Raw genomic sequence first — 23,264 nt, 5'->3', positions numbered from 1 at the left:
TTTCCAAGTAAGTGTTGAAAGGTGGAAAATAAAATGAATTTAAAAAACATACATACAGAAAGATTATTAATAGTACCTGTAATACTTGAAATAACTCAATCTCTATTAGAGGGAAGCAGTAAAGAAATTGAGAAGCTCGGAATAAAAACAGATAAAAACTGGCCTACAAAAGACACTTTGGATATTTTGCCTATTATAAATGACTCATTAGAAAAGGATAAGAAACCAAGTGGATTTGAATTTTGGATGATTGTAAAAAAAGACAATATGCGAGTAGTTGGTGATATAGGGTTTCATGGAAAACCTAATGCAGAAGGCGAAGTTGAAGTTGGCTTTGGGTTAGTAGAACGGGAAAGGGGAAAGGGATTTGCCTTTGAGGCATTAAAAGCTATTGTGAATTGGTTAAGTTTTCAACATAGTGTTAAATATATACGTGCAGATTGTTTGATTAGCAATAAATCTTCTGCACGAACATTAGAAAAAGTTGGTATGAGAGAAATTAGTCGGGACCACGATTTGATTTACTGGGAACTTATTAATTCAATAATTCAATAATTTAAATGGGGGGACAAAATGAATAATATAACAAAATTAAAATCGGGTGATTCCATTGGTATTTTTTCACCATCATCGCCTATAACATATTCATGCCCAAATAGGTTTGATAAAGCTAAGAAATATTTACAGAGTAAGGGCTTTAAAATAATAGAGGGAAGCCTAACTGGAAAATATGACTTCTACAGGTCTGGAAGTATTATGCAAAGAGCAGAGGAATTAAATAATTTAATTAGAAACCCAGAAGTAAAATGTATTATGGCTACAATAGGGGGCATGAACTCAAATTCAATTCTTCCTTATATAGATTATGATGAATTTAAAAGACACCCTAAAATAATAATAGGATATTCAGATGTTACAGCAATTCTACTTGCCATATATGCACAAACAGGATTAACTACATACTATGGACCTGCATTAGTGGCTTCATTTGGAGAACTACCACCATATGTTGATTCTACTTATAAATATTTTAAAGAAATCACTATGGATAAAATGAAAACTACTTATGTCTTTGAAACTCCTGAATACTGGACAGATGAACACCTTAACTTTGAAACACAAGATAGGAGCAAAGAAAGAAGAAGAAATCAATGGATTACAGTCTACGGGGGAAACGTTAGAGGCAGAGTAATAGGTGGAAATCTGAATACAATGCAGGGTATATGGGGTAGTAAATACATGCCTGAAATAAACGATGGAGATATACTTTTTATAGAAGATTCTTTAAAAGATTCTGCAACGATCGAAAGAAGTTTTTCATTTCTAAAAGTAAACGGCGTATTTGATAGAATTTCTGGGATTATACTTGGAAAGCATGAATTATTTGATGACATGAAGACGGGCAGAAAACCATATGAAATATTATTAGAAGTAATGGGAGATAAAAAGTTACCATTCATTGCAGATTTTGATTGCTGTCATACACATCCAATGATGACTCTACCTATTGGATGTCAGATTGAACTTGACGCTACAAATAAGAAGGTAACCATTATTGGTAATTAGGTAAAGAAAGATTTTATATAAAATGTTAGTTTTTACGTTGCAACACTATTGAAGATGGTATCAATGGTTATAGTCATATACGGTACTTTATTGTAATATTATTTAATACAATTTATGTAAGGAGGTGACCTTATGAAAAGAATAAAGCGAATTAATTACTCGGTGCAGATAATATAATCTGATAGCAGATTGTGCCGAGATAACTAAATTTGGTATCAGTTAACTGCACTGCTTTTCATCAAAATCAATTATGAAAAGGAGTTTATGGTATGGAATATATAAAGTTAAAAGAATACTGGTTGTCGGAAGAAAAAAAGACGTTTCAAGGGTGGGATTTTTCATATATCAGTGATAGAAAATCAGAAGAATCATTGCCTTGGAATTATGACAAGATAGTTCAACAATATTTAAATACCAATTCAATTTTATTGGATATGGGAACTGGGGGTGGTGAACATCTGTTGACTATAAAGCACCCTTATAATAATACGTTTGCGACAGAGGCATATCCTCCTAACTTTGAACTGTGCAAAAGCACACTAATGCCACTTGGAGTCGATGTTAGACAGGTTTTCAATGATAATTACATGCCATTTGAAGACAATATGTTTGACATCATAATAAATAGACAAGCGTCTTTTGACATCAACGAAGTATACCGATTGTTAAAGCCGAAGGGGTTGTTTATTACACAGCAAGTTGGCGGATTAAACAACAAGGAATTACGAAGCCTTTTAACAGGTGATTTAAAAGAAATTACTTATAATGAGCATACATTAAAAAATAATCTAATTTTAATTCAAAATAAAAGTATGAGTATTTTAGAGTCGGATGAATGTTTTCCTAAACAATATTTTTTTGATGTAGGGGCTTTGGTTTATTATGCAAAGATTATTGAATGGGAATTTCCAAGCTTCACTGTTGATAATTGTTTTAATCAATTATGTCAATTGCAATCAATAGTTGATCAACAAGGGTTTGTTGAAAGTAAACAGCATAGATTTGTTATTGTTGCTCAAAAGATTAACCAGTAAATCAAATATAATATTAGTTAGAGTAAATCACACTGATTTATATGAAACGTCACAAGATAAAGTTTGTGGCGTTTTTGTTTGTAGTAGAATAGGGAGATTAAATAGTAGAGCTTAGGAATGATCTATCTTTATTTTAGTGCAATGTTATGGTAATATAATATTAAATTGGTATAATATTCTGTAATGGTTCTGATTTAAAGTATAATCGTATTAGCCATAGAAGTGTAGATATGAAGCACAGTCATTTAATGATTAAATGAAAAGATAAAATAAAGGAGAGTCGAACAATATAAAAAGAACAAATAAAACATAATATTAGTTCACATCCTTCATAAGTGCTTTATTAATCTTAAATATAGGATACTTGAACAATAGTTAGATTATGAGAAATATTAGGAGGGCTTCACTATGACTGATTTAGAAAAGAATAACGATAGAGACGGCAGTGATGAAAATAAAAAAGTAGCTAAAAACAAGCTATCTGCAAAGGGGACTTACCTCGCTATTGGTATTGCTGTAGGTGTTGCTATTGGTGCATCAATGGATAATATATCTATTGGTATTGCTTTAGGTGTTGCCATTGGAGCATCAATGGATGCTATAGCAGACAAAAATAAGAAGAAACAATAAAGTTAATAAGTATAATTTACTCACATGTTATTTTGCAGTCGTAATAATATTGTGTCACAATCGTAAATATTTAAATGGAATGATAAAATGTGTATAAAAAAATGGGGATATTATAATTGGAGGGATACACATATGAGTATAATCTTTGAATTAGGAGAAGCAAATGATATTGATGAATTAGAACAGCTTTATAACGATTTAAATGACCATTTGGAAAAAGAAATAAACTACCCTGGATGGAAAAAGAGTATATATCCTGTTCGGCAAAATGCAATTGATGGAGTTAAACATGGTAATCTCTATGTAGCAAAACATAATAGAAAAATCGTTGGTTCTGTTATTTTAAGCCATGAACCAGAACCTGCGTATTATAAAGCTAAATGGGGATTTGAGTCTGACTATTCAGATACTTTTGTTGTATATACATTTGTAGTTCATCCAAAATTTTTGAAATGTGGTGTAGGCAAAGCATTAATGGATTTTTCTATTGAACACAGTATAAAGTCACAAGCTAAATCAATTAGGTTAGATGTTTACGAAGGTAATATACCTGCCATTAGGTTGTATGAAAAATGTGGGTTTAGATATGTTGATACAGTTGACTTGGGACTCGGAAACTACGGGTTGGACTGGTTTAGACTATATGAAAAATTACTATGAGATAATCTTCCAAAGTAAATATTAATTATAATTGATGGGGTGAAACGTTTATGAACAGAATTGAAATTTTAAGAAAATATATTGATGAAATACTTTTGAATATGACAGATGTTGAAGCGAGAAGATGTGCTTATTCACATTTATATGGTGTTGCTCAATCTTGTGCATTAATTGCACTAAAGCGTGGTGAAAACGCTGAACTTGCAACAATGGCAGGTATGCTTCATGACATATATTCATATGCTAAAATGGACACAAAAGACCATGCACATGAAGGTGCTATCTTGGCAAGAGAAATATTGAAATCATTGCGTATAACAAATGATTATGAGACTAAAATGATTAGCGATGCTATTTATACCCACAGTGAAAAAGAAGTCGTACATTCTGATTTTAATGAAGTTTTAATAGATGCAGATGTATTTCAGCACTGCCTGTATAATCCTATGTTTGAAATCATGGCACATGAAAAAAATAGGTACGAAAAACTTAAACTTGAATTTGGAATCTGTTTGGAACATTAGATTTAGCGTAATGAGTTCATAATTTTTTAATAGAGATGATTGAATTTTATTACTAAACATTAGAGGAGAGAGGAAGTGTGGAATTATGGAACTATTTTCTATACCTGGCGTAGGTGGAATAATCGAGAAAAACATAGATAAAATAGGCTATATATTAGTTCAAGATAGGTATAAGGATGATGCTAAAACAGAGGCAGGATTGATTGAAATCCCTACAGGTAAGATAAGAGAGTTTGAAAATGTTTTTGATTGTTTGAGAAGAGAAATTAGGGAAGAAACAGGATTGGAAGTTACATACATCGAAGGTGAAAACCAAACAATAATTTTTCAAGAAAATGATTATAAAGTTATAAGTTATACACCATTTTCATGTAGTCAGAATATTCAAGGGACATACCCCGTAATGGTACAAACATTTATCTGTAAGGCCAAAGGAGAATTATTAAAAAAGACAAATGAAACAAAAAATATTAGATGGATGTCAATAAAAGAGTTGCAAGATTTATTGGAAAGCAATGAAAAATCTTTTTATCCTATGCACGTTGCAACATTAAAGAAATACGTAAAACAAAGGATTAAAAACCTTGATAATTTATAACATTCTTAAAGTGTTCATCAACCGAATACCTACGATATAAGACAACTGTTAAATTATTATAAAGCAAACATTATTTATATACGATGGGGGAGAAGAGCAATATGCGAATAGAAACAAACCATATAACAATTAGAGATTTTGAGCGAAAAGACGCAGAAAGCCTTTATCAGATTATTAGAGAGGAAAACATTTTTCGATTTATGCCTGATTGGGCAGAAAACAATGATTCACCAAAAGCCTTTTGGGGGTATATTGATTGGCACCAAACTCAAAAAGATTCAACAGATGTTTATGAGAATAAAAGATATGCAATTGCATTACCTGATACAGATGAAATTATTGGGATGGTAGGTATGGGTCTTGAAGATACAGTAAATGAAGTTGAAATAGCCTATTTTATGTCGGAAAAATATCAGAGAAATGGGTACGCAAAAGAAGCTGTAAATGCTTTAGTGGGTTGGTGTTTCGATGTATCAGATATAAAGTATCTTATATTGACGATTGATTGTGCAAACATTCCTTCTTGTCACCTTGCAGAGAAATGCGGTTTTGAATTATTTGAAAAACGAATACCAATTAAACACAAACAACCCAACATGGAAAGTGATAGCTATTTCTATTACAGAAGATACAGAAGTTTAGCGTAACTATTAGTATATCTAATACACAATATTCTTATGAATTGAAGAGGAAAATATTATATTAGTTAAATAATGGAGGATAAATATGGAGTTTAGAATAAGTTCATTATACATATGTGTTAGAGATATGGAACGTGCAATTAAATTTTATGAAAGTTTATTAAATAAGACAGTTACAGAACATGATGATGTATATAGCGTGTTTGACATTAAAGGTTTCCGATTTGGACTTTTTGCTAATGAAAAAGTAAATGAAATGCACATTTATGGAGATAACTGTTTGCCAAGTTTTGAAGTAGATAATATTAAATTGGTTCAAGAAAGGTTATTATTGTTAAATTGCCCTATTGTATTTCCACTAACAAATATAAAAAATAAATGGGTATTAGAATTTGCTGATAGTGAAGGAAATCATATTGAACTAACCTCACCTATCAAATAGTAAATAAGAGCATTTTTAGTTATGACGTAAGCTTCTTATATTGTTACGTTATTGTAAAACTATGATTGATGAAGAATAGTGTAAACTACTTTGCTAACGATTATTTATGTATGTTTACCGACAAATAATAATTTTAAAAGGAGAATGATATTGTATGAAGTTAGATGGCTTTGGAATTTTCGTAAAAGATATGGCAACTATGGTTCGATTTTATAGGGATGTATTAGAATTTGGAATAAAAGAAGATGAAAACACATCAAATGTATATTTAGAAAAGGATGGGACTTTGTTTTTGCTGTATAGGAGGACTGATTTTGAAAAGATGACAAATAGATCATTTGGATATGCAGATACAATAAACGGACATTATGAAATCGCATTAAGCGTTGAAAACTATAAGGCAGTTGACTTGAAATTCAAAGAAGTTATTTCTAAAGGAGCAGTATCTGTTTTAGAGCCAACAACCGAACCTTGGGGACAACGTACTTGCTATATAGCAGACCCAGAAGGTAATTTAATTGAAATTGGATCATTTAATAAATAATTTATATGTGAAGAGTAAAATTCCAATTTAAGGTTGAGTTATTTCACATTATAAGCAATAAGGGAGGAATGTTATGAGATTATTAAGACCATCTATTGAATATAAACACCAGGTTTTAGAATACAAAAACGATTTTATGGTAAATGGTGATAATTTGGCGGGTACATCATATTTGGATAAATATGATATTTATGAAGAATGGATGAAATTTGTATCGGACAATGAACAAGAGAGTACCAAACATACTGAAGTAACTGCAAGTGTATTCTTAGCAATTAGGGAGGAAGATAATAAATTAATTGGTATGATAAATATAAGGCATACATTAAATGATTATTTATATAATTATGGGGGACATATTGGATATAGTGTAAGAAAAATTGAACGTAAAAAGGGTTATGCTAAAGAAATGCTGAAAATTGCATTGGAGGAATGTAGAAAATTAGGTATGAAAAAAGTTTTACTTACATGTGATGCTGATAATATTGCGTCGGAAAAGACTATTAAATCTTGTATTGGAATATTGGAAAATCAAGTTTCAGATAATGGAGTATTAACACAGCGGTATTGGATTGAATTATGATCATGATTTGATTCAAAATCATCATAAATAGTGCATTAATCGTACTTATGTAATAGGTGAACAATCGTTAAATATTGAGAAGTAATATAACTATAAACTGAGGGGGATTAAGATGAATTATAATATCAAGAAAAGAACCATAATGATATTTCCACAGTTTGGAAATGTTAATATTATAAATGAAATAAGAGAGAAATATGACCCAATTGCAAATCACGTTAGACCACACATTACTTTAGTGTTTACTTTTGACAGTAGTCTTACATCAATTGAAATTAAGGAACATTTGAAGAAAGCACTTGATGGAACAAGACAGTTTAGATTGACTTTACAGGAAATAGTAAAAATTGATAACCCTTTAGGTATGTATCTATTTTTAGACATAAAGCAAGGTAATGAACAAATAAAGGAACTGAGTAGAAAATTATATAAAGGAATCTTACAAAACTATAAACCTGATTGGTTAAGCGATAAAACATTTATGCCTCATATGACAATAGGTAGTTTTACTTCAAAAGAAGATTTAAATATAGCATTTAAGGATACTGAACTTATTAAAGAAGAATTTACCACAATTGTAGATAAAATTTCTGTAGAAATTATTGATGAAAATGAAGATTCTATTATTGAGGTTGAAGTAGATTTAAGTAATAAGTAAATTAATGTTGTACTAAAGTATGATTTAGGAGTGGCTTTTATTTATTTTATAAAAACCAATGTACAGTTAATTTATTAATTCGTTTTTTTTGTAAATAGTGCATCGAGTGTACTTCTGATATAGATGAAGAATAGTAGAATAATGAGAGGTAGTATAATTTTATATTATGAAAGGAGGAGTTAACTTGTATGTTAAAACAATGTCCGAGAATGAAAAAATAGCAGATGCAATAATTAAACTTCATAAAGAAATTATCAGTGCAGAAAAAGTGTATATGTGTACAATATGTGACGGTAAAAGGAATCACTTACATTTTCAACTTTTACCACGATTAAAAGGAGAGCCGAGAGGCTATGGAAATTTTGTCAGAGAAGAAGGAATTATTATGGATTATCATGAAACAGTAGAACTTTATAAGCATAAAATGAAAAAAATTATACTATAGGTCAGGAAGCACAAGAATGCCATTTGTAAGATGCAACCTGCTACAATCCATATTTTATACTAGTTTAAAGACGAACTAACGGTTATTCATTAATTAGGGGGAATAATTATGAGAAAATGTTTGAGATGCAACTGTGAAATGGTTGAAGGGCTTAATATGTTGAGTAGTATGGGAAGTGAATTGCAACTCGCAAACAGATTCCCAAAGGGGCTGATGAAGAGGATAAAAGCGAAGGCTTCTGTTTGCCCAAAGTGTGGGTATATTGAACTTTATACGGAAGATTTAGAAAATGTAAGAAACTTAACAAAATAAGCATATATGAAGTTTAAAATTAGGTTGCTTCAGATTGTTGTTAAATTCTTCATATATCGTAAGTGGATGATACTTATCAGATAAAAGGGGGAGGATATTTTGAAAAAAAGGTGTATTTTTATTGTTATTATTTCCTGCATAATATTGTTATATACTGGATGTGCTAAACCAGATAGTACGCAAACAATAAAGCCATTTAAAGATATTCCAATAGATTTAACTAAAAGAATCGAATTCTCAAACCTAACAATTACGAGTAGCGAAAAAGAGTTGGGCAGGAGTAAAATGGTTACTGACTCACGAGATATACAAAACATAGCTAAGTACCTAAAAACGATAAGTTGTATAGAAAGCAATCAAAAGGAAAAAGAATCCGACTTTACAATATCCTTAATTGATAATACTGAAATGGCAAAGAATTATATATATCAAATAGATGTATCAGAAAAACAAATTTATGTATTCAATTATAAAGACAATGAAACAACTAAATTTGCATATAAATACACAGACACAAAAGTTATCGAGGAATTAAGAAATCTATATAATAACATGAATTATAAAGAAGAATTTCTCATGAAGAAGTAAGTTCAGTTTAGAAAATACAAATTAATATTTAAAGGAGGAGAATAATCCAATGAGTAATCCAAACGGTTTATTTGGGGCTATCGGCTTCATTTCTATTATTGAGTCTATACTTAGAATGATGACTTATATTGCAGTTATTAGTGTATCATTCAAGGGGATTCAAGCACTCAACATATATATTAATAAGAATTCAAGATAATCTTAGCGATACACAATATTCGCAAATAGTTCATCAATCGTACTTGTGCGATAGGTGAAGAAGTCTAATCTCTGACGTATTTATAGCTAACCTTGAATATAATAGTGGGGGCGATTTCAGTGGGGGAAAGATTAATTATAATAGTTACAGGTACATCTGCTACAGGCAAAACAATATTAAGTAAGAAATTAGCAAATAAATTTAACCTACCTTTAATAAATAAAGATGAAATTAAAGAATTACTTTTTGATTGTTTAGATACTAAAGATGAAGAATGGGGAGTGCAATTAGGAATAACAAGTTTTAAACTTTCATATCTATTTGTTGAAAAGTTATGTCAAACTGGCAAGGATTTCATTGTTGAAGGTAATTTTGAAGATAAATTTGCAACAAAAGTTTTCTCTGACTTAAAAATGAAATATAACTATAAAATATTACAATTATATTGTCATGCACCAGAAGAAATATTATATAAAAGATATATTGAACGTGATAATTCAGGGAAAAGACATCCAGGGCATATTATTCAGATAGGTGGACTTGATGAATTTAAGAAAAGAGTTACAAATAAGAACTTTAAATTAAAAATAGATAATTGTATAAATATAGATGTAGATACAACAGAATTTGAAGATATTAGACTGCAAGAAATTTATGATGAAATAATAGAAAATATTAATTTGTAAAAATAAAGCAGTCATAATATTCGTAAATAGTGAATCAATCGTATTTCTGCTATAGGTGAAGAATCGTAATCTAAGGCGAAGAGATATACTTATTATACCATTTTTAGGAGGTGTGAAAGATAAAAAGACAATATAAACTAATTCTGATTACAGTATTATTGGCAGTTATGGTTAGCGGTTGTGGTGTAAAAGGGGGATTAGGAACTGGAATGTTTGAAATGAATTCAGATAAAATCACTATCTCCACGAATGATGGAGCAGAAATTGATATTACAGATGAGAATGTGATGAAGAAAATTAGGGACATGTGTAAAAATTATAATTGGACAGAAGTTCCTAAAGAAGAACAGTTAGATGGCTCATGTGAACTATGGATTGATTTTAATAACGATTGGGCTATTATTGGTATGTATAAAGATAAAGATTATGGTAATTTAGAAAAAATAAAAGAAAAAATAGGAACTCCAATGTACTTACCAAAAGGATTGAATAAATATGTTCAAAAGCTGATACAAGAAATGGGAACTGATAATAAATTATAAATATTAGTACATGAACATTTAGGGGGAATAAATTTGGTAAAAACAGACATGATCAAAGAATTAAAAAAAATTAAAAAACTTAAATTAGTGGCCATCCTATTATAGCGTTTATAACACCAATAAATGATGATGAATTACATAATAGGATAGATAGTAATTTACTTAAAACTGAAAATGCTCGTTGTTATGAATTAGTTATACCTCCATATAGTGAAGCAACAGGGACATCTCAACAAAGTTATATAGTTAGAAAAAAAGGAATTTTCTATTTTGCAAAATACTATGGCGAGGCATAAATTTCTTATTAATTTTTAATGTTCTTTTATCTCAAAGTAACCACTTTCCTTTACGATAAAAATAAGAGGGGCTGATTAATATGAAAAAATTAATAGTTGCTATTACATTAGTATTATTAATGAGCATTTTGATGATTGGGTGTGCTACCACTAAACCTACACAAGAACCTTCAAAATTAACAATAACTGTTGGAGAAAAGCAATTAGACTATATTGTTGCAAAAAATAAATGGAAAGGTGCTATGTATGATAGGGAAGATACATTTCAAACAATTTTAAAGAAAGGTTCGAAAAGTGAGATTCCATATATTGAAATTGGCAACACTGCTACAATTAGTTTCATGAACAATCCTCCAAGCAAATTTACTATAAAGGATATTTTAATTGATGAAAACGGAAACCAGATATACTCCGATAAATTAATAATTAACATTCCAGTTGAACTAAAAGATGGTAAATGTTCTTTTGAAATAAAGAAACACCTGGCATCTGGTTTAAGTTCATATTATGTAGAAGGTAAAACTGACATTAGAGGTTTTAGAATGATTGCTACTTGGGGAGAAAATGAATGTGAATATGCGTTTATCATTAGAACAGACTAATTTTTAGTTATACCAAAAATAAATAAAATAGAAATAAATTAACCATACTGGGGGGAATGATGATGATGAAACATAAAGGTTGCGTGTTTTGTAAAATAGTAAACAAAGAAGAACCTTCAAATATTATTTATGAAGATGAACTTGTGTGTTGTTTTTTAGATATAGACCCTATAAACGAAGGACATGTATTGATAGTGCCTAAAGAACATTATCATGATATTGATGATTTAGATGATGAAACTTTATTAAGAATTACCAAATTATCTATAAAACTTACTAAGGTTATAAAAAAAGCATTTAATCCTGGTGGATATACAATTATGCAAAATGGAGGGCTATTTACTGATTTTGGTCATTATCATATGCATATATTTCCAAGGTATACAGATGATGAATTTGGATGGACTTGCAAAAGTATTGATAATAAAAAGAGTTTAGATGTTGTAAAAGAAAAATTAAAAGTAATATTACAAGAACTATAATATTGTTAGCAAAAGAAAATTTATTAATATTTTAATTATAAAATTACTATACAATATTCGTATATTGTTCAACTATCGCAAAACTACGATTAATGAGCAATTGTAAAATAAAGCTTAGTATCAATATTACTAATAGATTTAAAATTAATAAAAAATGGGGGTTACAATATGAAGAATTATTCTAAAGTTTCTAAGTTTGGAATAATTGTATCAGTAATTGCTATGCTGATTTCCGTTATTAATATTTTATTTCATGGCATGAATAGTTCAACCATCGTTAATTTTTGTTGTATGATTGTTATTTTTTGCTCAAATATAGTAATTGCAGAAGCATCTAAAAAGAAAGCAGAAAAAAAGGATAAAAATTAGCTTAATTGACAATTACGTTTGGTTCGTAACATTCTAATAGGGCGTAGTAACCATTATTTGTATTATCAGGCAGGAATTTATTATGATACTAATACCAATGCCAATTATTAGAAAGATTATCATTATAAAAAGATTTTTGAAGGCAGGAGCAGTTGACGAAAATCATGCTGTGAAACCTTCAAGCATTTGAGTTAATCAAAGATTTATTTTTTCACGACTTGTGAGTAAGGGTAAAATCGTTGATACTGGAAATGGAAAATATTTTGTTGATATAACAAAGATATAATCTGCCAATTATGCATTATATGTTTTCACAGTTATTTGACAATTTTCATAAAAGACCTATTAAGTTAATTCCTTAGTTAGTGGGTATTTGTATTTTTAGATGAAGTAAAGGTGAAAAATAATTTTGTGGAAATCTAATGGAAAGGAGTAAGAAAGTGGGTAACAAAAAATGTGCTTATTGTAATAAACTAATAATTAATGATAAAACTTATTGTGATGATAAATGCGAAAATTACTTTAACAAATTTCAGAGCTCCTTTAAAAAGCACAAGGTCTTATTTACTACATTAATAGCCATAAATGTAATAGTTGCGTTAGTTGGCTCAATAATTACTATTACAAACTTACAGTTAGGTATATCAATAGCATGTATAGGAATTATGATATTAAGTGGAACTATTATTGTGTTGCCGTTTGCGACTTCTGAAACATTTATTAAATTAGGGATTAAGAAAACAATCTTAATTATTAGACTTTTAGGATTGTCATTATTGATAGGAAGTTTTATTTGTTATTGTAATCCTCAAATATTACTTTAAATAAGTTTGCTTGCATGTTTAACATATTGTTCGCTATCACAATGCTATGATTGATGAATCATTGCATTATATGACGCACTAAATTTGAGGAGGATAGTTTATGGAGGAATTGGTATATTATTTAGCGAAGATTGGATTCATTTTGTTAGGCATCATCTCTATATTGGTTGGTAAACATTTATCTCTAAAAATTATAATGCCTAAAATAAAAAAATATAAAGTAATTGATGAAATAAATTATATTAAGTACTCCAGAATGATATTTTATGGAATTGGAATTTATTACATAGTATTAGGTACTGTATTGCTATTCATAAATGGTTGGCTCACCGTTATTAGTACTTTTGGAATAATGCTACTACCATTAATAATTGGAGTTATTTCACGAAACAGGAGAAAATACATTAAACGAATAAATGATTAAGAAATATAATATATCCATAAATTTGTTCTATGATCAATTGTGAGTTTACGTTTTTTCCTAAAGTAGTGAATTAATTATATATACGATTTATAAACAATTATATTTTAAGCGTCATAGAAATTGATGCGTAATTAGGTTTAAGTAATACTTATTCATTTTTATCTATAATATACTTCATTGAAAAGGGGATGAACAGCTATGATTCAAGGTAAAAAAATTAATTTAAGATTAGTAAAACAAGAGGATATTGCTGAAATAAATATATTGGCGAATAATTTAACAGAGAGAGGAGAATATCTGGGTATAGAATTAAGTGCAGAAATTGTATATAAAAAGTATTATAATGATAATGGATTTTGGCAAGAAGATTATGGGAAAATGTTAATTACAGATAATGCAAATGACATATTAGGACATATAGTGTTTTTTAAGGGTGTAAAAGGGTTCGAAGGTTATGAGATTGGATGTCAAATACATAAACAAAAGAATAGAGGTAAAGGGTATGCAACAGAAGCTTTGAGATTATTTTCTGCATATATTTTTGAATTAAAACCAATAAACAGATTGGGAATTCGTCTTTTTAGTGGGAATGTACCAAGTAGAATAATTGCAGAAAAATGTGGCTATGTGTATGAAGGTACAATGCGAAAAGCAATGTTTGCTCGAGGAAAATATCACGATGTACAATTTTTTTCTATTTTAAGAGAAGAATGTCCACCACTTGATGAAGGAATAAAATGACTTTTACTTTAGAATATGCAAGTAAAAAATTAATAGGGTTTAGACACAATCTACAATGCTTGAATGTTTTTAAGGAGGGATAAGAAGAAGGTTGCATTTATAGATAGGGATGGAACAATAAATAGCGATTATGAGGATAAAGATTGGAAGCATATAAGTGAACCTGAAATTATAACTGGTTCGATGGCAGCATTGAGCTGTAACACTTGAAATAACTAAATCTCTATTAGAGGGAAGCAGTGAAGAAATTGAGAAACTCGGAATAAAAACAGATAAAAATTGGCCTACAAAAGACACTTTGGATATTTTGCCTATTATAAATGAGTCATTAGAAAAGGATAAGAAACCAAGTGGATTTGAATTTTGGATGATTGTAAAAAAAGACAATATGCAAGTAGTTGGTGATATAGGGTTTCATGGAAAACCTAATGTAAAAGGTGAAGTTGGATTTGGGTTAGTAGAGCGGGAAAGAGGAAATGGTCTTGCTTTTGAGGCATTAAAAGCTATTATGAATTGGCTAAGTTTTCAAGATAGTGTTAAATATATACGTGCAGATTGTTTGATTAGCAATAAACCATCTGCACGAACATTGGAAAAGGTTGGTATGAGGGAAATTAGTAGGGACCACGATTTGATTTACTGGGAACTTATTAATTCAGTAATTCAATAATTGAAATGGGGGGACAAAATGAATAACATAACAAAAATAAAATCGGGTGATTCCATTGGTATTTTTTCACCATCATCGCCTATAACATATTCATGCCCGATTAGGTTCGAAAGAGCCAAGAAATATTTACAGAGAAAGGGTTTTAAACTGATAGAGGGAAGCCTAACTGGAAAATATGACTTCTACAGGTCTGGAAGTATTATGCAAAGGGCAGAGGAATTAAATAATTTAATTAGAAACCCAGAAGTAAAATGTATTATGGCTACAATAGGGGGAATGAACTCAAATTCAATTCTTTCTTATATAGATTATAATGAATTTAAAAGAAACCCAAAGATAATAATAGGATATTCAGATGTTACAGCAATTTTACTTGCAATATATGCACAAACAGGATTAACTACATACTATGGACCTGCATTGGTGGCTTCATTTGGAGAATTACCACCATTTGTTGATTCTACTTATAAGTATTTCAAAGAAATCACTATGGATAAGATGAAAATTCCTTATGTCTTTGAAACTCCTGAATACTGGACAGATGAACACATTAACTTTGAAACACAAGATAGGAGCAAAGAAAAAAGAAAAAATCAATGGATTACAGTCTACGGGGGCAATGTCAGAGGCCGAGTAATAGGTGGGAATTTGAATACAATGCAGGGTATATGGGGTAGTAAATACATGCCTGAAATAAAGAATGGAGATATACTTTTTATAGAAGATTCTTTAAAAGATTCTGCAACGATTGAAAGAAGTTTTTCATTTCTAAAAGTAAATGGTGTATTTGATAGAATTTCTGGAATTATACTCGGGAAACATGAATTATTTGATGACATGAAGACTGGCAGAAAACCATATGAAATACTATTAGAAGTATTGGGAGATAAGATATTGCCATTCATTGCAGATTTTGATTGCTGTCATACGCATCCAATGATGACTTTACCAATAGGATGTGAGATTGAGCTTGACGCTACAAATAAGAAAATAACTATTATTGGTAATTAGGTGAAGCAACATTTTATATAAAACATCCATTTTGAGTTAATCTCATAGCACTGTACTCACAACCTGAAAGATATTAAGAAAAGCGTTGTATAAAGGACTATCACTGTGATTGAATTTATAGGAGGGGAAATTAAGTGGAAGATTTAATAGAAAAAGACTTAGAGTTGATTGAAAAAGCTTCTGAAACCATAAAAAAGAACTATGATAGTATAAAATATAATCATACAGTTGCTGTAGCAGTTAGGTGTAAAAATGGAAAGATTTACACAGGAGTAAATCTTTTACCGTTTGCTTATTTTGTTTCAGAATAAATAGCATAATAAAGTTTAGGGGGTACATGATAAATGAATCATAGAGAAATAAAAACAGGGAAAAAATATAGACACTTTAAAGGGAATGAGTATTTGGTACTTTATGTAGCAAAACACTCAGAAACTCTTGAAGATATGGTGGTTTACCAGGCCCTTTATGGCGAAAAAGGAATATGGGTTAGACCATTAAATATGTTTTTAGAGGAAAAAGAAGTTTATGGAAATATAGTAAATAGATTTGAAGAGATTAAGGAAAAATTGAATTAGTTGAATTAATTAATCACAGTATTGAGATGCTTAGCAAAATTAAGATAAGTTAATATGGAAGAAGGAGATTTTAATTTAAATTTACAATTTATTTTTGTTTTCGACATCATGATGACATAAAGAATTGTTAGTATAAATATATAGCAAATAGCTATTAAATGATTTTTTAAATTAGAGTCCCCCTTTAATTTAAATATATAAACATGAATATAATAATTGACTGGTGTAATTTAGCCAGTCTTTTTTTGTTTTTTGTTTAAATCGGAATACATATATAGCATAACGACTAAAACTACATGGAGTTATTTTTTGTTGTATGGTAATATTTAATATATAAGGATAGCATTCACTTAAATGTGGGTGTGAGATTTTGGGGGTGCTTTATGGATAAAAATAGAGTTACATTGATAAATGTCGGGGGAATAATCCTCGTGGTTATAGTAATCGCATTTATTTTTCTCTTGAGTATAAGAAGTGAGTTTACAAAATATCTGGATACAAAATATCCAGAACTGTCATTTAAAGTAGGTGCTACAAAAATTGATATTATTTATGGTAACTATTATGCAAATGTGACTTGCTTAAATGACGAAATCTATTTCCCGATTTCAAAAGACTTCAAAATAAAAAATATTTTGGATTCTTATATTCAATACAAAAGCAGTAATGAAAGTTCTAAAAGAAAAAAATATCTCTGCTGAAAAAGTAATATTCATGTATGAAATAGATAAGCATGTGTATGAACTGTGGTTAACTCCAAAGGATTATAAATTAACAGACAAAGAAATTAATGATAAGGTCATGAAAATAAAATAGTTCTATTATATGAATGAAATTTGTAAATGTGAAGTGTACTTTATTTTGACAAATGGAAAGGTGTTTTTATTTGATAAATATAAAGATATATACATGGCAAAGCTAAAAGAATTTAAGTAAGAGGGGGAATAATATGAATATTATTATATTAATTTTAGGTATTTTAATGATTATATTTCCAAAACAAACTTTTATGTTTGGGAGAGGATGGATGATTAAAGAGGGTACAGAACCGAGTGAAGCTGCTAAATATGTCGGTAGATTTATAGGGGTTATTTTAGTTGTATTAGTCTTATTAGGAAAGTTTTAATACTACTATTTAAAGTATACAATAGAAGCAATGCAGGAAGTAAGAAAATCCTGATTATGGGTTTATATATAAGAAGATTATGATTATAAAACATAATATATATATAATGTGGCATAATAAGCTTATAAATATTAGGGTAAAAACTGAAGAATATAACACCAAAAGAAGTTTGAAAATATTTTAAAAAAGGGGTGTGAAGGATGAATAAATTAGAAAAACTTATAGATGCAGGATATAAGGTGAAAATCCAATCAAGTTCTAGATTTTGTTTGACTTTAGATGACGAAATACCTTGCATTAGCTTTAATTCCGATAGCATAGAGGAAGCTATCGATTCAGCTTATGATTTTGTAGTGGAACAGAAAAAAGTAGCGGATAAAATTGAAAGAGAAATAGAAACAGAGAAGCAAATAACAGATTGTAAAATTATAATTGATATACCTCAAACAGAGGAATTAAAAATTAATGAAGATATTATTAACGGAGAATTTAAGACGACGACTACTATTAGACTGTATTCAGATGTTTTAACGCAGTTTAAAGATTTTGCAGAGCAATATAAAGAGTATAAAAGTATAGATTTGGTTAGCATGGCGCTTTTAGAATATATTGAAAAATATAAATAAGAAACTCTTATAAAAATTGACACACGTTTTACTGGTATTAAATCGGTAGAAATGTGTGTTTTTTCATACACTTTTTTAAGCATGAAATATGATATTTGGAAAGAGTTATAATTTGTTTAAATTTAATAAATATGGTATAATTAGTATGGAAGCGCAAAAGGGAGGAATTTTTATGGAGACATCTAACTATAAGATATCCAAAGAAGAGGGCTTAGACATCGTAACATCTAAGGTTAAAATTACTTATGACTCAGAAAGAAATATTGAAGGTAAAGATTATCATGTATATACGATGGACGGTGATGGGCAGCCATTCGTTGAATATGCTTACTTTGTTGATGTGAATAGTGGTGAGTTATTGAAGTGCCATAGAGCAACTATGAGCATTTCCTCAATAGAATAAAAAACTTATATTAGATCAGTGGAAATAGAGGTTAAATTACCTCTATTTTTTTATTTTATTTAATGTGTTTATGTTATAATATTACTTAAGAAGGGGATAAATATGGTTTATGGTGGATTAATATTTTTATTTTTTATTATAATTATTGTAGATTGTATAAAAGACATAAGAGATTTAATCATTCCAGCAAGGAAACAAACAATGGACATTATATTTCTAGTAATTAGTATTATGGTGATACTGGAAATTACTTATTTATATGCTAAAACATGGGTTCATATCATACTAGGAATTTTAGGAGTGGTCTCTTTAATTTTGACATGGGCTAAAAAAGGAATCACACGTAAAGGTTTTAACACTATACGCTACTTTGGTTCTGGAAAGTGGAACAACTTGAAAAATGTACAAGTATCTCTGAAAAATGATGTAAAGGTATCATTTATTGAGCGCGCTTCATACGAAGATATTCATTATTATAAAATAGAGGACTATGATAGAATTATTACTTTGTTGCTTGAGAATTTACCAGGTGAAATAGTTAAGATAAGATAAAAAGAGTAAAAGAAATTATGTTATAGTTTATTCATAAAGGTCTGGAGGTATAGAGATGGTAATAGGAAAATATGTAGTAGTTATAGGGGGGCTGAATTTAGATATAGCAGGCTTGTCTAGAGATATATATAGGGAAAAAGATTCGAATATCGGAAACATTCAGATGACAGTAGGTGGAGTAGGACAGAATATTGCTCATAACTTAGCAAAATTAGATGTTCCTACATATTTGGTAACAGTCTATGGGGATGATTATTTTGGAAAGTTTTTATCTGAGGAGTGTAAAAAGTATGACATTCACTTGGATTATGCTGAATGTATTTTTAATACCAAAAGCTCGACTTATTTATATGTCACAGATGAGAAAGGAGATATGGTCACAGCGGTTAATGATATGAAAATTACTGAAAATATTACTCCGGAATTCTTGGAGAGACGTATAAACTTCATTAACGGAGCATCCATTTGTGTGCTTGATGGAAATATTCCAAAAGAATCTATCGAGTGGCTTGCGAAGCATTGTACTGTGCCAATTTTCGCAGATCCAGTTTCTATTGCTAAAGTTAATAGATTTGAAAATATTTTAGATAAGATTGATACTTTTAAACCTAATGAATTAGAAGCAAGTATTTTATCAGGAGTTAAAATTGTTGATACTGAAACCGCTAAAGAAGCAGCCGGAGTTTTACATCAAAAGGGAGTAAAGAATGTATTTATATCTTTAGGGGCAAAGGGAATCTTGTGTTCAAGAGAAGGAGAAGTGTATTGTATTCCAATTTTGAATTCACATGTAGTGAGTGTAAATGGAGCTGGTGATTGTAATATGGCGACCATAACTTGGGCACGTTTTAAGTACGATAATACAATGTCATTAAAAAGAGTAGGGCTATTGACCCAGGCAGCAGCAAGTTTAACTGTAGAAGCTACCCAGTCGGTATCTCCAAATTTAAGTATTAAAAATATATTAGAAAGAGCAGAAAAATTTTCTGAAGAGGTGTAAAAATATGAAAAATCAAATATATTCTTTAGTAAACTACAATGAAAGTGTTGCAACTATGAATGCTGGTGCAGACCATATTGGCCTGGTACCTATGCAGAGCGGAGGGGTACCAGCTCATCGTGTTCCGTTTGATGTTGTTGATCGTATCTTCGATGAAGCAAAAAAACGTGGTGTAAAATGTGTAGCTATTATGCTAAATACAGACCCAGATGAAATGATTTTCATTGCAAACAGAGTAAAGCCGGATATTCTGCATATTGCGGGTATGGAATTTACAGCTGATGCAGCATTCGCCAAAAGGTTACATAAAGAATGCCCAGGTGTTGAACTTATGCAAGCGGTTCTTGTGGACGGACCTTGCGCTATAGAACGTGCAAAAGAATATTCGAAATTCTGTGATTATATCTTAACAGATTCAGGACTAGCAGCAGATACAGGTATCGGGGCAAGCGGCATGACACACGATTGGGACATTGATGCAGAGATTGTAAGATCTGTAAATATACCAGTTATTATTGCGGGAGGTTTAGGACCGGACAATGTAGAAGAATGTATCAAACAGGTAAAACCTTATGGTGTAGATTCTTTAACTAAGACAAGCCATAAATACAATGATGGTGTAATGGAAAAAGACATTCCAAAAGTAAAAGAATTTTGTGAAAGATCAAATAAGATTTCTGAAGAATTAGGTTTATAAAATGGAAGCTATTGTTTGAGTGAAAAACCTTATCTTGTGTGAGATATATCACCAAGATAAGGCTTTATTATTTAAGTTTAAACTCTATTTTTACTGGGTTATGGTCCGTATATTTAAATTCTAGTGCATAGCCTTTAACATTTTCTATTTCAATATTTGGTGAAACTAAAAAACCATCAATTACTGCAGAAAAATTTTCATCTTTTACATAACTAGTTGCATCCGTTCTTGTAGTTGGTATTGTTTTGTCTGCTATCCACTTAAAACCCTCTGGTGTAAAATCTTCTGGTATCTTTTGAAGCCATTCCGGCCAAGTCTCTGTAGTTTTAAACAAACTTGGATCTGTACCTGGAATAAGATGATTCCAGTCGCCCCCTACTATTAAGTAATTTCCTTTATGGTATTCAGCTGAAATATAATTTTTCAAGTATCCAAGTTGCTGCTTTCTTACAAGTCCACCTTTGTCATAAGCTGAAGGATGTAAATTAACTAATATTAAATCCTTCCCGTCATCTACAGAAATTCTTGACTCCATGAAACACCTATCTAGGTCTCCTAACTGCTTAAACCAATTTTCTACGCCCGGAAGTACGTATCTATTTGAAGTTTCTATTTTATAACTAGAAAAAGTCACTAGCCCTGCTTCAACCTTCCCATGTGGTTTTAATATAGGTATTGGCACCCAAGGTGACTTATAGTTAATAGCTAAACTTGAGTTATAGTTGGATAAATTACTTTTTAAAAAGTCATATTCATTAATATGATAACTTCTTGTAGCATTAATATCTACCTCCTGAAGAAAAATAAAGGAAGCTTTACTATCTTTTATAAATTCATTCATGCCTTTTAAATTCTCTAAAGTTTTTTCTTTGCTTTCTGATCGGGATTGAGTTCCACCATCCATAAAGAAATCTCGGCCTTCATCCATTCCGGCATAGCCAATATTGTAAGTTAATAGAGAAAGTGTTTGGTTTACATTGATTTTATCTTGTTTATTATTTTCAATAGCTATAGGAGTTATCTCCTTTGGCTTATAATCTGTTATTATCATAAATAATACATACAGAACCAAAAATAATACTAGTACACCCACTAAAAGTAAAACACGCTTAAGATACTTTTTTAACATAATAGCCCCCACCTCTTATATATTATATTTGAAATACCTAAATTCTATGTCAAATTAAAATGTCTTTATTTACATTTATTGTTTGTGGAGTTTTATCCTAATCTTTATTTTAGTGGTGTTTTATGGTAATATATTATTAAATTGGTAGATTATAATGGATGGAATTTTTCCGAAAACATTCACCAACTAATGATGATAACTTTTTCTTACAGGTTGTATATATCTAACAAATACGATATATACAACTTTGTAGAGTAAGTGAACTACAGATTATTTATATTATATAAACTTTACTACGGAGGTGCTTATGAAAACTCACTATTATTTAGGTTGGTTTAACGATGTTTTTCTTGAGAAGTTGGTCAGGTTGTTGCATGAGGATATAACTGATAGAAAATCGCTTGTTATGATTAGCGCGAATCCATTTCTTCATGAAGATGAGGAAGTTAGTTCTACTGAACGCTCGTGGCTTGACCAGGCCAACATTATGTTTAATGAATATCATTTAATTGATTATGGCGTACAGAAGGAAGAGGCCCAAAAATTAATTCAAAATGCTTCGGTCATTTTCTTGTTGGGTGGAAATGTCGTTGAACAGAACGGTCTTTTAATTGAATATAAATTGTCGGATTTGATTAAAAAAAGCAGAGCCGTTGTGATGGGAACAAGCGCTGGTGCGATAAACATGTCGGCTAAATGGTTATACTCGAAATATACTGGCTATAAAGGTGAAATAAGCTCTATTTACGATGGTATCGGCCTTGATGATTTTTCTGTCCTGTCTCATTTTGATCTTGAAAATAACATTGCGCAGATTCAAGGCGAACTATTTCCCTTATTAGAAGAAATGAATGTTTATGCGTCGAACAAAGACTGCGCTGTACGTGTAAAGGGAGATAAAATCGACATTTTAGGCAATGTATATTTAATTTCCAACTCAAAGATTCAGAAGTTGGATGAGACGATTTAGTTGTGGTGAGTGGCTATGGCTTAACTGAATTAATCTCTTTATGCTAAACTTCTGCAACAGGCAAGGTCATGGTCACGTACAGTACAAGCATAATCTACAGTAAGTTTCTTGC

The 23,264-nt window shown here is 30.1% G+C and carries 38 protein-coding genes; 37 read left to right on the top strand and 1 reads right to left on the bottom strand.

Annotated elements, in window-relative coordinates:
* Nucleotides 1-33 precede the first annotated feature (33 nt).
* The 36 genes from ACREWB_RS16895 to ACREWB_RS16720 all read left to right on the top strand — a co-directional run bounded on the left by ACREWB_RS16895 (nt 34) and on the right by ACREWB_RS16720 (nt 21,053).
* A complete protein-coding gene (locus ACREWB_RS16895) occupies nt 34-555 on the top strand; it encodes a GNAT family N-acetyltransferase (RefSeq protein ID WP_431548633.1) in 522 nt (173 codons plus the stop codon).
* Between the two features lie 18 nt (nt 556-573).
* Nucleotides 574-1,566, top strand: a complete 993-nt coding sequence (locus ACREWB_RS16890) for a S66 family peptidase (RefSeq protein ID WP_431548632.1) — start codon at nt 574-576, stop codon at nt 1,564-1,566.
* Between the two features lie 269 nt (nt 1,567-1,835).
* Nucleotides 1,836-2,600: a methyltransferase domain-containing protein gene (locus tag ACREWB_RS16885; RefSeq protein WP_431548631.1), complete on the top strand. Its 765-nt coding sequence runs from the start codon at nt 1,836-1,838 to the stop codon at nt 2,598-2,600.
* A gap of 408 nt (nt 2,601-3,008) precedes the next feature.
* Nucleotides 3,009-3,230: a glycine zipper domain-containing protein gene (locus ACREWB_RS16880; protein ID WP_431548630.1), complete on the top strand. Its 222-nt coding sequence runs from the start codon at nt 3,009-3,011 to the stop codon at nt 3,228-3,230.
* Between the two features lie 132 nt (nt 3,231-3,362).
* Nucleotides 3,363-3,890, top strand: a complete 528-nt coding sequence (locus tag ACREWB_RS16875; RefSeq protein ID WP_431548629.1) for a GNAT family N-acetyltransferase — start codon at nt 3,363-3,365, stop codon at nt 3,888-3,890.
* 50 nt (nt 3,891-3,940) lie between these two features.
* Nucleotides 3,941-4,414 carry an HD domain-containing protein gene (locus ACREWB_RS16870; RefSeq protein ID WP_431548628.1) on the top strand — a complete coding sequence of 158 codons (474 nt, stop codon included), beginning with the start codon at nt 3,941-3,943 and terminating at the stop codon, nt 4,412-4,414.
* 85 nt (nt 4,415-4,499) lie between these two features.
* The gene (locus ACREWB_RS16865; protein WP_431548627.1) at nt 4,500-5,012 is read left to right on the top strand and encodes an NUDIX hydrolase; all 513 of its coding nucleotides are present in this window, start codon (nt 4,500-4,502) and stop codon (nt 5,010-5,012) included.
* 101 nt (nt 5,013-5,113) lie between these two features.
* On the top strand, nt 5,114-5,659 hold the full coding sequence (locus tag ACREWB_RS16860) for a GNAT family N-acetyltransferase (RefSeq protein ID WP_431548626.1): 546 nt from the start codon (nt 5,114-5,116) through the stop codon (nt 5,657-5,659).
* 73 nt (nt 5,660-5,732) lie between these two features.
* Nucleotides 5,733-6,095, top strand: coding sequence for a VOC family protein (locus ACREWB_RS16855; protein ID WP_431548848.1), 363 nt, complete (start codon nt 5,733-5,735; stop codon nt 6,093-6,095).
* A 154-nt stretch (nt 6,096-6,249) separates the two neighbouring features.
* On the top strand, nt 6,250-6,639 hold the full coding sequence (locus tag ACREWB_RS16850) for a VOC family protein (protein ID WP_431548625.1): 390 nt from the start codon (nt 6,250-6,252) through the stop codon (nt 6,637-6,639).
* Between the two features lie 73 nt (nt 6,640-6,712).
* Nucleotides 6,713-7,222 carry a GNAT family N-acetyltransferase gene (locus ACREWB_RS16845; RefSeq protein ID WP_431548624.1) on the top strand — a complete coding sequence of 170 codons (510 nt, stop codon included), beginning with the start codon at nt 6,713-6,715 and terminating at the stop codon, nt 7,220-7,222.
* A gap of 112 nt (nt 7,223-7,334) precedes the next feature.
* The gene (locus ACREWB_RS16840; RefSeq protein WP_431548623.1) at nt 7,335-7,880 is read left to right on the top strand and encodes a 2'-5' RNA ligase family protein; all 546 of its coding nucleotides are present in this window, start codon (nt 7,335-7,337) and stop codon (nt 7,878-7,880) included.
* Nucleotides 7,881-8,064: 184 nt separating this feature from the next.
* On the top strand, nt 8,065-8,325 hold the full coding sequence (locus ACREWB_RS16835) for a hypothetical protein (protein ID WP_431548622.1): 261 nt from the start codon (nt 8,065-8,067) through the stop codon (nt 8,323-8,325).
* A gap of 108 nt (nt 8,326-8,433) precedes the next feature.
* Nucleotides 8,434-8,637, top strand: coding sequence for a hypothetical protein (locus tag ACREWB_RS16830; protein WP_431548621.1), 204 nt, complete (start codon nt 8,434-8,436; stop codon nt 8,635-8,637).
* Between the two features lie 99 nt (nt 8,638-8,736).
* Nucleotides 8,737-9,225, top strand: a complete 489-nt coding sequence (locus ACREWB_RS16825; RefSeq protein ID WP_431548620.1) for a hypothetical protein — start codon at nt 8,737-8,739, stop codon at nt 9,223-9,225.
* Between the two features lie 49 nt (nt 9,226-9,274).
* Nucleotides 9,275-9,424, top strand: coding sequence for a hypothetical protein (locus ACREWB_RS16820; RefSeq protein ID WP_431548619.1), 150 nt, complete (start codon nt 9,275-9,277; stop codon nt 9,422-9,424).
* Nucleotides 9,425-9,543: 119 nt separating this feature from the next.
* Nucleotides 9,544-10,110 (top strand): P-loop nucleotide/nucleoside kinase family protein, encoded by a 567-nt coding sequence (locus tag ACREWB_RS16815; protein ID WP_431548618.1) that lies wholly within the window; start codon nt 9,544-9,546, stop codon nt 10,108-10,110.
* A 158-nt stretch (nt 10,111-10,268) separates the two neighbouring features.
* Nucleotides 10,269-10,652 (top strand): hypothetical protein, encoded by a 384-nt coding sequence (locus ACREWB_RS16810; RefSeq protein WP_431548617.1) that lies wholly within the window; start codon nt 10,269-10,271, stop codon nt 10,650-10,652.
* A 376-nt stretch (nt 10,653-11,028) separates the two neighbouring features.
* Nucleotides 11,029-11,550 (top strand): hypothetical protein, encoded by a 522-nt coding sequence (locus ACREWB_RS16805; RefSeq protein WP_431548616.1) that lies wholly within the window; start codon nt 11,029-11,031, stop codon nt 11,548-11,550.
* Nucleotides 11,551-11,612: 62 nt separating this feature from the next.
* Nucleotides 11,613-12,032, top strand: coding sequence for an HIT family protein (locus ACREWB_RS16800; protein WP_431548615.1), 420 nt, complete (start codon nt 11,613-11,615; stop codon nt 12,030-12,032).
* A gap of 168 nt (nt 12,033-12,200) precedes the next feature.
* Nucleotides 12,201-12,401 (top strand): hypothetical protein, encoded by a 201-nt coding sequence (locus ACREWB_RS16795; protein ID WP_431548614.1) that lies wholly within the window; start codon nt 12,201-12,203, stop codon nt 12,399-12,401.
* A 440-nt stretch (nt 12,402-12,841) separates the two neighbouring features.
* Nucleotides 12,842-13,225, top strand: coding sequence for a DUF2116 family Zn-ribbon domain-containing protein (locus ACREWB_RS16790; RefSeq protein WP_431548613.1), 384 nt, complete (start codon nt 12,842-12,844; stop codon nt 13,223-13,225).
* A gap of 100 nt (nt 13,226-13,325) precedes the next feature.
* Complete coding sequence (locus ACREWB_RS16785; RefSeq protein ID WP_431548612.1) at nt 13,326-13,649, top strand: hypothetical protein; 324 nt, start codon at nt 13,326-13,328, stop codon at nt 13,647-13,649.
* Nucleotides 13,650-13,847: 198 nt separating this feature from the next.
* A complete protein-coding gene (locus tag ACREWB_RS16780; protein ID WP_431548611.1) occupies nt 13,848-14,390 on the top strand; it encodes a GNAT family N-acetyltransferase in 543 nt (180 codons plus the stop codon).
* A 63-nt stretch (nt 14,391-14,453) separates the two neighbouring features.
* The gene (locus tag ACREWB_RS16775; protein WP_431548610.1) at nt 14,454-14,600 is read left to right on the top strand and encodes a hypothetical protein; all 147 of its coding nucleotides are present in this window, start codon (nt 14,454-14,456) and stop codon (nt 14,598-14,600) included.
* Between the two features lie 88 nt (nt 14,601-14,688).
* The gene (locus tag ACREWB_RS16770; RefSeq protein ID WP_431548609.1) at nt 14,689-15,060 is read left to right on the top strand and encodes a GNAT family N-acetyltransferase; all 372 of its coding nucleotides are present in this window, start codon (nt 14,689-14,691) and stop codon (nt 15,058-15,060) included.
* Between the two features lie 18 nt (nt 15,061-15,078).
* Nucleotides 15,079-16,071 (top strand): S66 family peptidase, encoded by a 993-nt coding sequence (locus ACREWB_RS16765; protein ID WP_431548608.1) that lies wholly within the window; start codon nt 15,079-15,081, stop codon nt 16,069-16,071.
* Between the two features lie 134 nt (nt 16,072-16,205).
* A complete protein-coding gene (locus ACREWB_RS16760; protein WP_431548607.1) occupies nt 16,206-16,382 on the top strand; it encodes a cytidine/deoxycytidylate deaminase family protein in 177 nt (58 codons plus the stop codon).
* Nucleotides 16,383-16,415: 33 nt separating this feature from the next.
* Nucleotides 16,416-16,649, top strand: coding sequence for a DUF1653 domain-containing protein (locus tag ACREWB_RS16755; protein WP_431548606.1), 234 nt, complete (start codon nt 16,416-16,418; stop codon nt 16,647-16,649).
* Between the two features lie 383 nt (nt 16,650-17,032).
* Entirely contained in the window at nt 17,033-17,350 is a 318-nt protein-coding gene (locus ACREWB_RS16750) for a hypothetical protein (RefSeq protein ID WP_431548605.1), read from the top strand.
* A gap of 248 nt (nt 17,351-17,598) precedes the next feature.
* Nucleotides 17,599-17,775, top strand: coding sequence for a DUF6199 family natural product biosynthesis protein (locus tag ACREWB_RS16745; RefSeq protein ID WP_431548604.1), 177 nt, complete (start codon nt 17,599-17,601; stop codon nt 17,773-17,775).
* 200 nt (nt 17,776-17,975) lie between these two features.
* Nucleotides 17,976-18,401, top strand: a complete 426-nt coding sequence (locus ACREWB_RS16740; RefSeq protein WP_431548603.1) for a hypothetical protein — start codon at nt 17,976-17,978, stop codon at nt 18,399-18,401.
* A gap of 172 nt (nt 18,402-18,573) precedes the next feature.
* On the top strand, nt 18,574-18,804 hold the full coding sequence (locus tag ACREWB_RS16735; RefSeq protein ID WP_431548602.1) for a hypothetical protein: 231 nt from the start codon (nt 18,574-18,576) through the stop codon (nt 18,802-18,804).
* A gap of 102 nt (nt 18,805-18,906) precedes the next feature.
* Nucleotides 18,907-19,356, top strand: a complete 450-nt coding sequence (locus ACREWB_RS16730) for a hypothetical protein (RefSeq protein WP_431548601.1) — start codon at nt 18,907-18,909, stop codon at nt 19,354-19,356.
* 55 nt (nt 19,357-19,411) lie between these two features.
* A complete protein-coding gene (locus ACREWB_RS16725) occupies nt 19,412-20,356 on the top strand; it encodes a carbohydrate kinase family protein (RefSeq protein WP_431548600.1) in 945 nt (314 codons plus the stop codon).
* Nucleotides 20,357-20,360: 4 nt separating this feature from the next.
* Nucleotides 20,361-21,053: a phosphoribosylanthranilate isomerase gene (locus ACREWB_RS16720; RefSeq protein ID WP_431548599.1), complete on the top strand. Its 693-nt coding sequence runs from the start codon at nt 20,361-20,363 to the stop codon at nt 21,051-21,053.
* 67 nt (nt 21,054-21,120) lie between these two features.
* Here the strand turns inward: ACREWB_RS16720 and ACREWB_RS16715 are convergent, their stop codons facing one another.
* Nucleotides 21,121-22,182, bottom strand: coding sequence for an endonuclease/exonuclease/phosphatase family protein (locus ACREWB_RS16715; RefSeq protein WP_431548598.1), 1,062 nt, complete (start codon nt 22,180-22,182; stop codon nt 21,121-21,123).
* A gap of 307 nt (nt 22,183-22,489) precedes the next feature.
* On the opposite strand from ACREWB_RS16715, the gene ACREWB_RS16710 reads away from it, so the two are divergent.
* A complete protein-coding gene (locus ACREWB_RS16710; RefSeq protein ID WP_431548597.1) occupies nt 22,490-23,152 on the top strand; it encodes a Type 1 glutamine amidotransferase-like domain-containing protein in 663 nt (220 codons plus the stop codon).
* Nucleotides 23,153-23,264 lie beyond the last annotated feature (112 nt).

The organism is Clostridium sp. (genome assembly GCF_050717635.1).
Lineage (GTDB): Bacteria > Bacillota > Clostridia > Clostridiales > Clostridiaceae > Clostridium_AD.
Note: the sequence above shows the minus strand (reverse complement) of the source record. Positions and strands in the feature narration are given on the sequence as shown.

Excerpts from the sequence above, each read along its gene's own strand:
- ACREWB_RS16895 (WP_431548633.1), top strand. The coding sequence starts at position 34 with ATGAATTTAAAAAACATACATACAGAAAGATTATTAATAGTACCTGTA.
- ACREWB_RS16890 (WP_431548632.1), top strand. The coding sequence starts at position 574 with ATGAATAATATAACAAAATTAAAATCGGGTGATTCCATTGGTATTTTT.
- ACREWB_RS16885 (WP_431548631.1), top strand. The coding sequence starts at position 1,836 with ATGGAATATATAAAGTTAAAAGAATACTGGTTGTCGGAAGAAAAAAAG.
- ACREWB_RS16880 (WP_431548630.1), top strand. The coding sequence starts at position 3,009 with ATGACTGATTTAGAAAAGAATAACGATAGAGACGGCAGTGATGAAAAT.
- ACREWB_RS16875 (WP_431548629.1), top strand. The coding sequence starts at position 3,363 with ATGAGTATAATCTTTGAATTAGGAGAAGCAAATGATATTGATGAATTA.
- ACREWB_RS16870 (WP_431548628.1), top strand. The coding sequence starts at position 3,941 with ATGAACAGAATTGAAATTTTAAGAAAATATATTGATGAAATACTTTTG.
- ACREWB_RS16865 (WP_431548627.1), top strand. The coding sequence starts at position 4,500 with ATGGAACTATTTTCTATACCTGGCGTAGGTGGAATAATCGAGAAAAAC.
- ACREWB_RS16860 (WP_431548626.1), top strand. The coding sequence starts at position 5,114 with ATGCGAATAGAAACAAACCATATAACAATTAGAGATTTTGAGCGAAAA.
- ACREWB_RS16850 (WP_431548625.1), top strand. The coding sequence starts at position 6,250 with ATGAAGTTAGATGGCTTTGGAATTTTCGTAAAAGATATGGCAACTATG.
- ACREWB_RS16845 (WP_431548624.1), top strand. The coding sequence starts at position 6,713 with ATGAGATTATTAAGACCATCTATTGAATATAAACACCAGGTTTTAGAA.
- ACREWB_RS16840 (WP_431548623.1), top strand. The coding sequence starts at position 7,335 with ATGAATTATAATATCAAGAAAAGAACCATAATGATATTTCCACAGTTT.
- ACREWB_RS16830 (WP_431548621.1), top strand. The coding sequence starts at position 8,434 with ATGAGAAAATGTTTGAGATGCAACTGTGAAATGGTTGAAGGGCTTAAT.
- ACREWB_RS16820 (WP_431548619.1), top strand. The coding sequence starts at position 9,275 with ATGAGTAATCCAAACGGTTTATTTGGGGCTATCGGCTTCATTTCTATT.
- ACREWB_RS16805 (WP_431548616.1), top strand. The coding sequence starts at position 11,029 with ATGAAAAAATTAATAGTTGCTATTACATTAGTATTATTAATGAGCATT.
- ACREWB_RS16800 (WP_431548615.1), top strand. The coding sequence starts at position 11,613 with ATGATGAAACATAAAGGTTGCGTGTTTTGTAAAATAGTAAACAAAGAA.
- ACREWB_RS16795 (WP_431548614.1), top strand. The coding sequence starts at position 12,201 with ATGAAGAATTATTCTAAAGTTTCTAAGTTTGGAATAATTGTATCAGTA.
- ACREWB_RS16785 (WP_431548612.1), top strand. The coding sequence starts at position 13,326 with ATGGAGGAATTGGTATATTATTTAGCGAAGATTGGATTCATTTTGTTA.
- ACREWB_RS16780 (WP_431548611.1), top strand. The coding sequence starts at position 13,848 with ATGATTCAAGGTAAAAAAATTAATTTAAGATTAGTAAAACAAGAGGAT.
- ACREWB_RS16775 (WP_431548610.1), top strand. The coding sequence starts at position 14,454 with ATGTTTTTAAGGAGGGATAAGAAGAAGGTTGCATTTATAGATAGGGAT.
- ACREWB_RS16765 (WP_431548608.1), top strand. The coding sequence starts at position 15,079 with ATGAATAACATAACAAAAATAAAATCGGGTGATTCCATTGGTATTTTT.
- ACREWB_RS16755 (WP_431548606.1), top strand. The coding sequence starts at position 16,416 with ATGAATCATAGAGAAATAAAAACAGGGAAAAAATATAGACACTTTAAA.
- ACREWB_RS16750 (WP_431548605.1), top strand. The coding sequence starts at position 17,033 with ATGGATAAAAATAGAGTTACATTGATAAATGTCGGGGGAATAATCCTC.
- ACREWB_RS16745 (WP_431548604.1), top strand. The coding sequence starts at position 17,599 with ATGAATATTATTATATTAATTTTAGGTATTTTAATGATTATATTTCCA.
- ACREWB_RS16740 (WP_431548603.1), top strand. The coding sequence starts at position 17,976 with ATGAATAAATTAGAAAAACTTATAGATGCAGGATATAAGGTGAAAATC.
- ACREWB_RS16735 (WP_431548602.1), top strand. The coding sequence starts at position 18,574 with ATGGAGACATCTAACTATAAGATATCCAAAGAAGAGGGCTTAGACATC.
- ACREWB_RS16730 (WP_431548601.1), top strand. The coding sequence starts at position 18,907 with ATGGTTTATGGTGGATTAATATTTTTATTTTTTATTATAATTATTGTA.
- ACREWB_RS16725 (WP_431548600.1), top strand. The coding sequence starts at position 19,412 with ATGGTAATAGGAAAATATGTAGTAGTTATAGGGGGGCTGAATTTAGAT.
- ACREWB_RS16720 (WP_431548599.1), top strand. The coding sequence starts at position 20,361 with ATGAAAAATCAAATATATTCTTTAGTAAACTACAATGAAAGTGTTGCA.
- ACREWB_RS16715 (WP_431548598.1), bottom strand. The coding sequence starts at position 22,182 with ATGTTAAAAAAGTATCTTAAGCGTGTTTTACTTTTAGTGGGTGTACTA.
- ACREWB_RS16710 (WP_431548597.1), top strand. The coding sequence starts at position 22,490 with ATGAAAACTCACTATTATTTAGGTTGGTTTAACGATGTTTTTCTTGAG.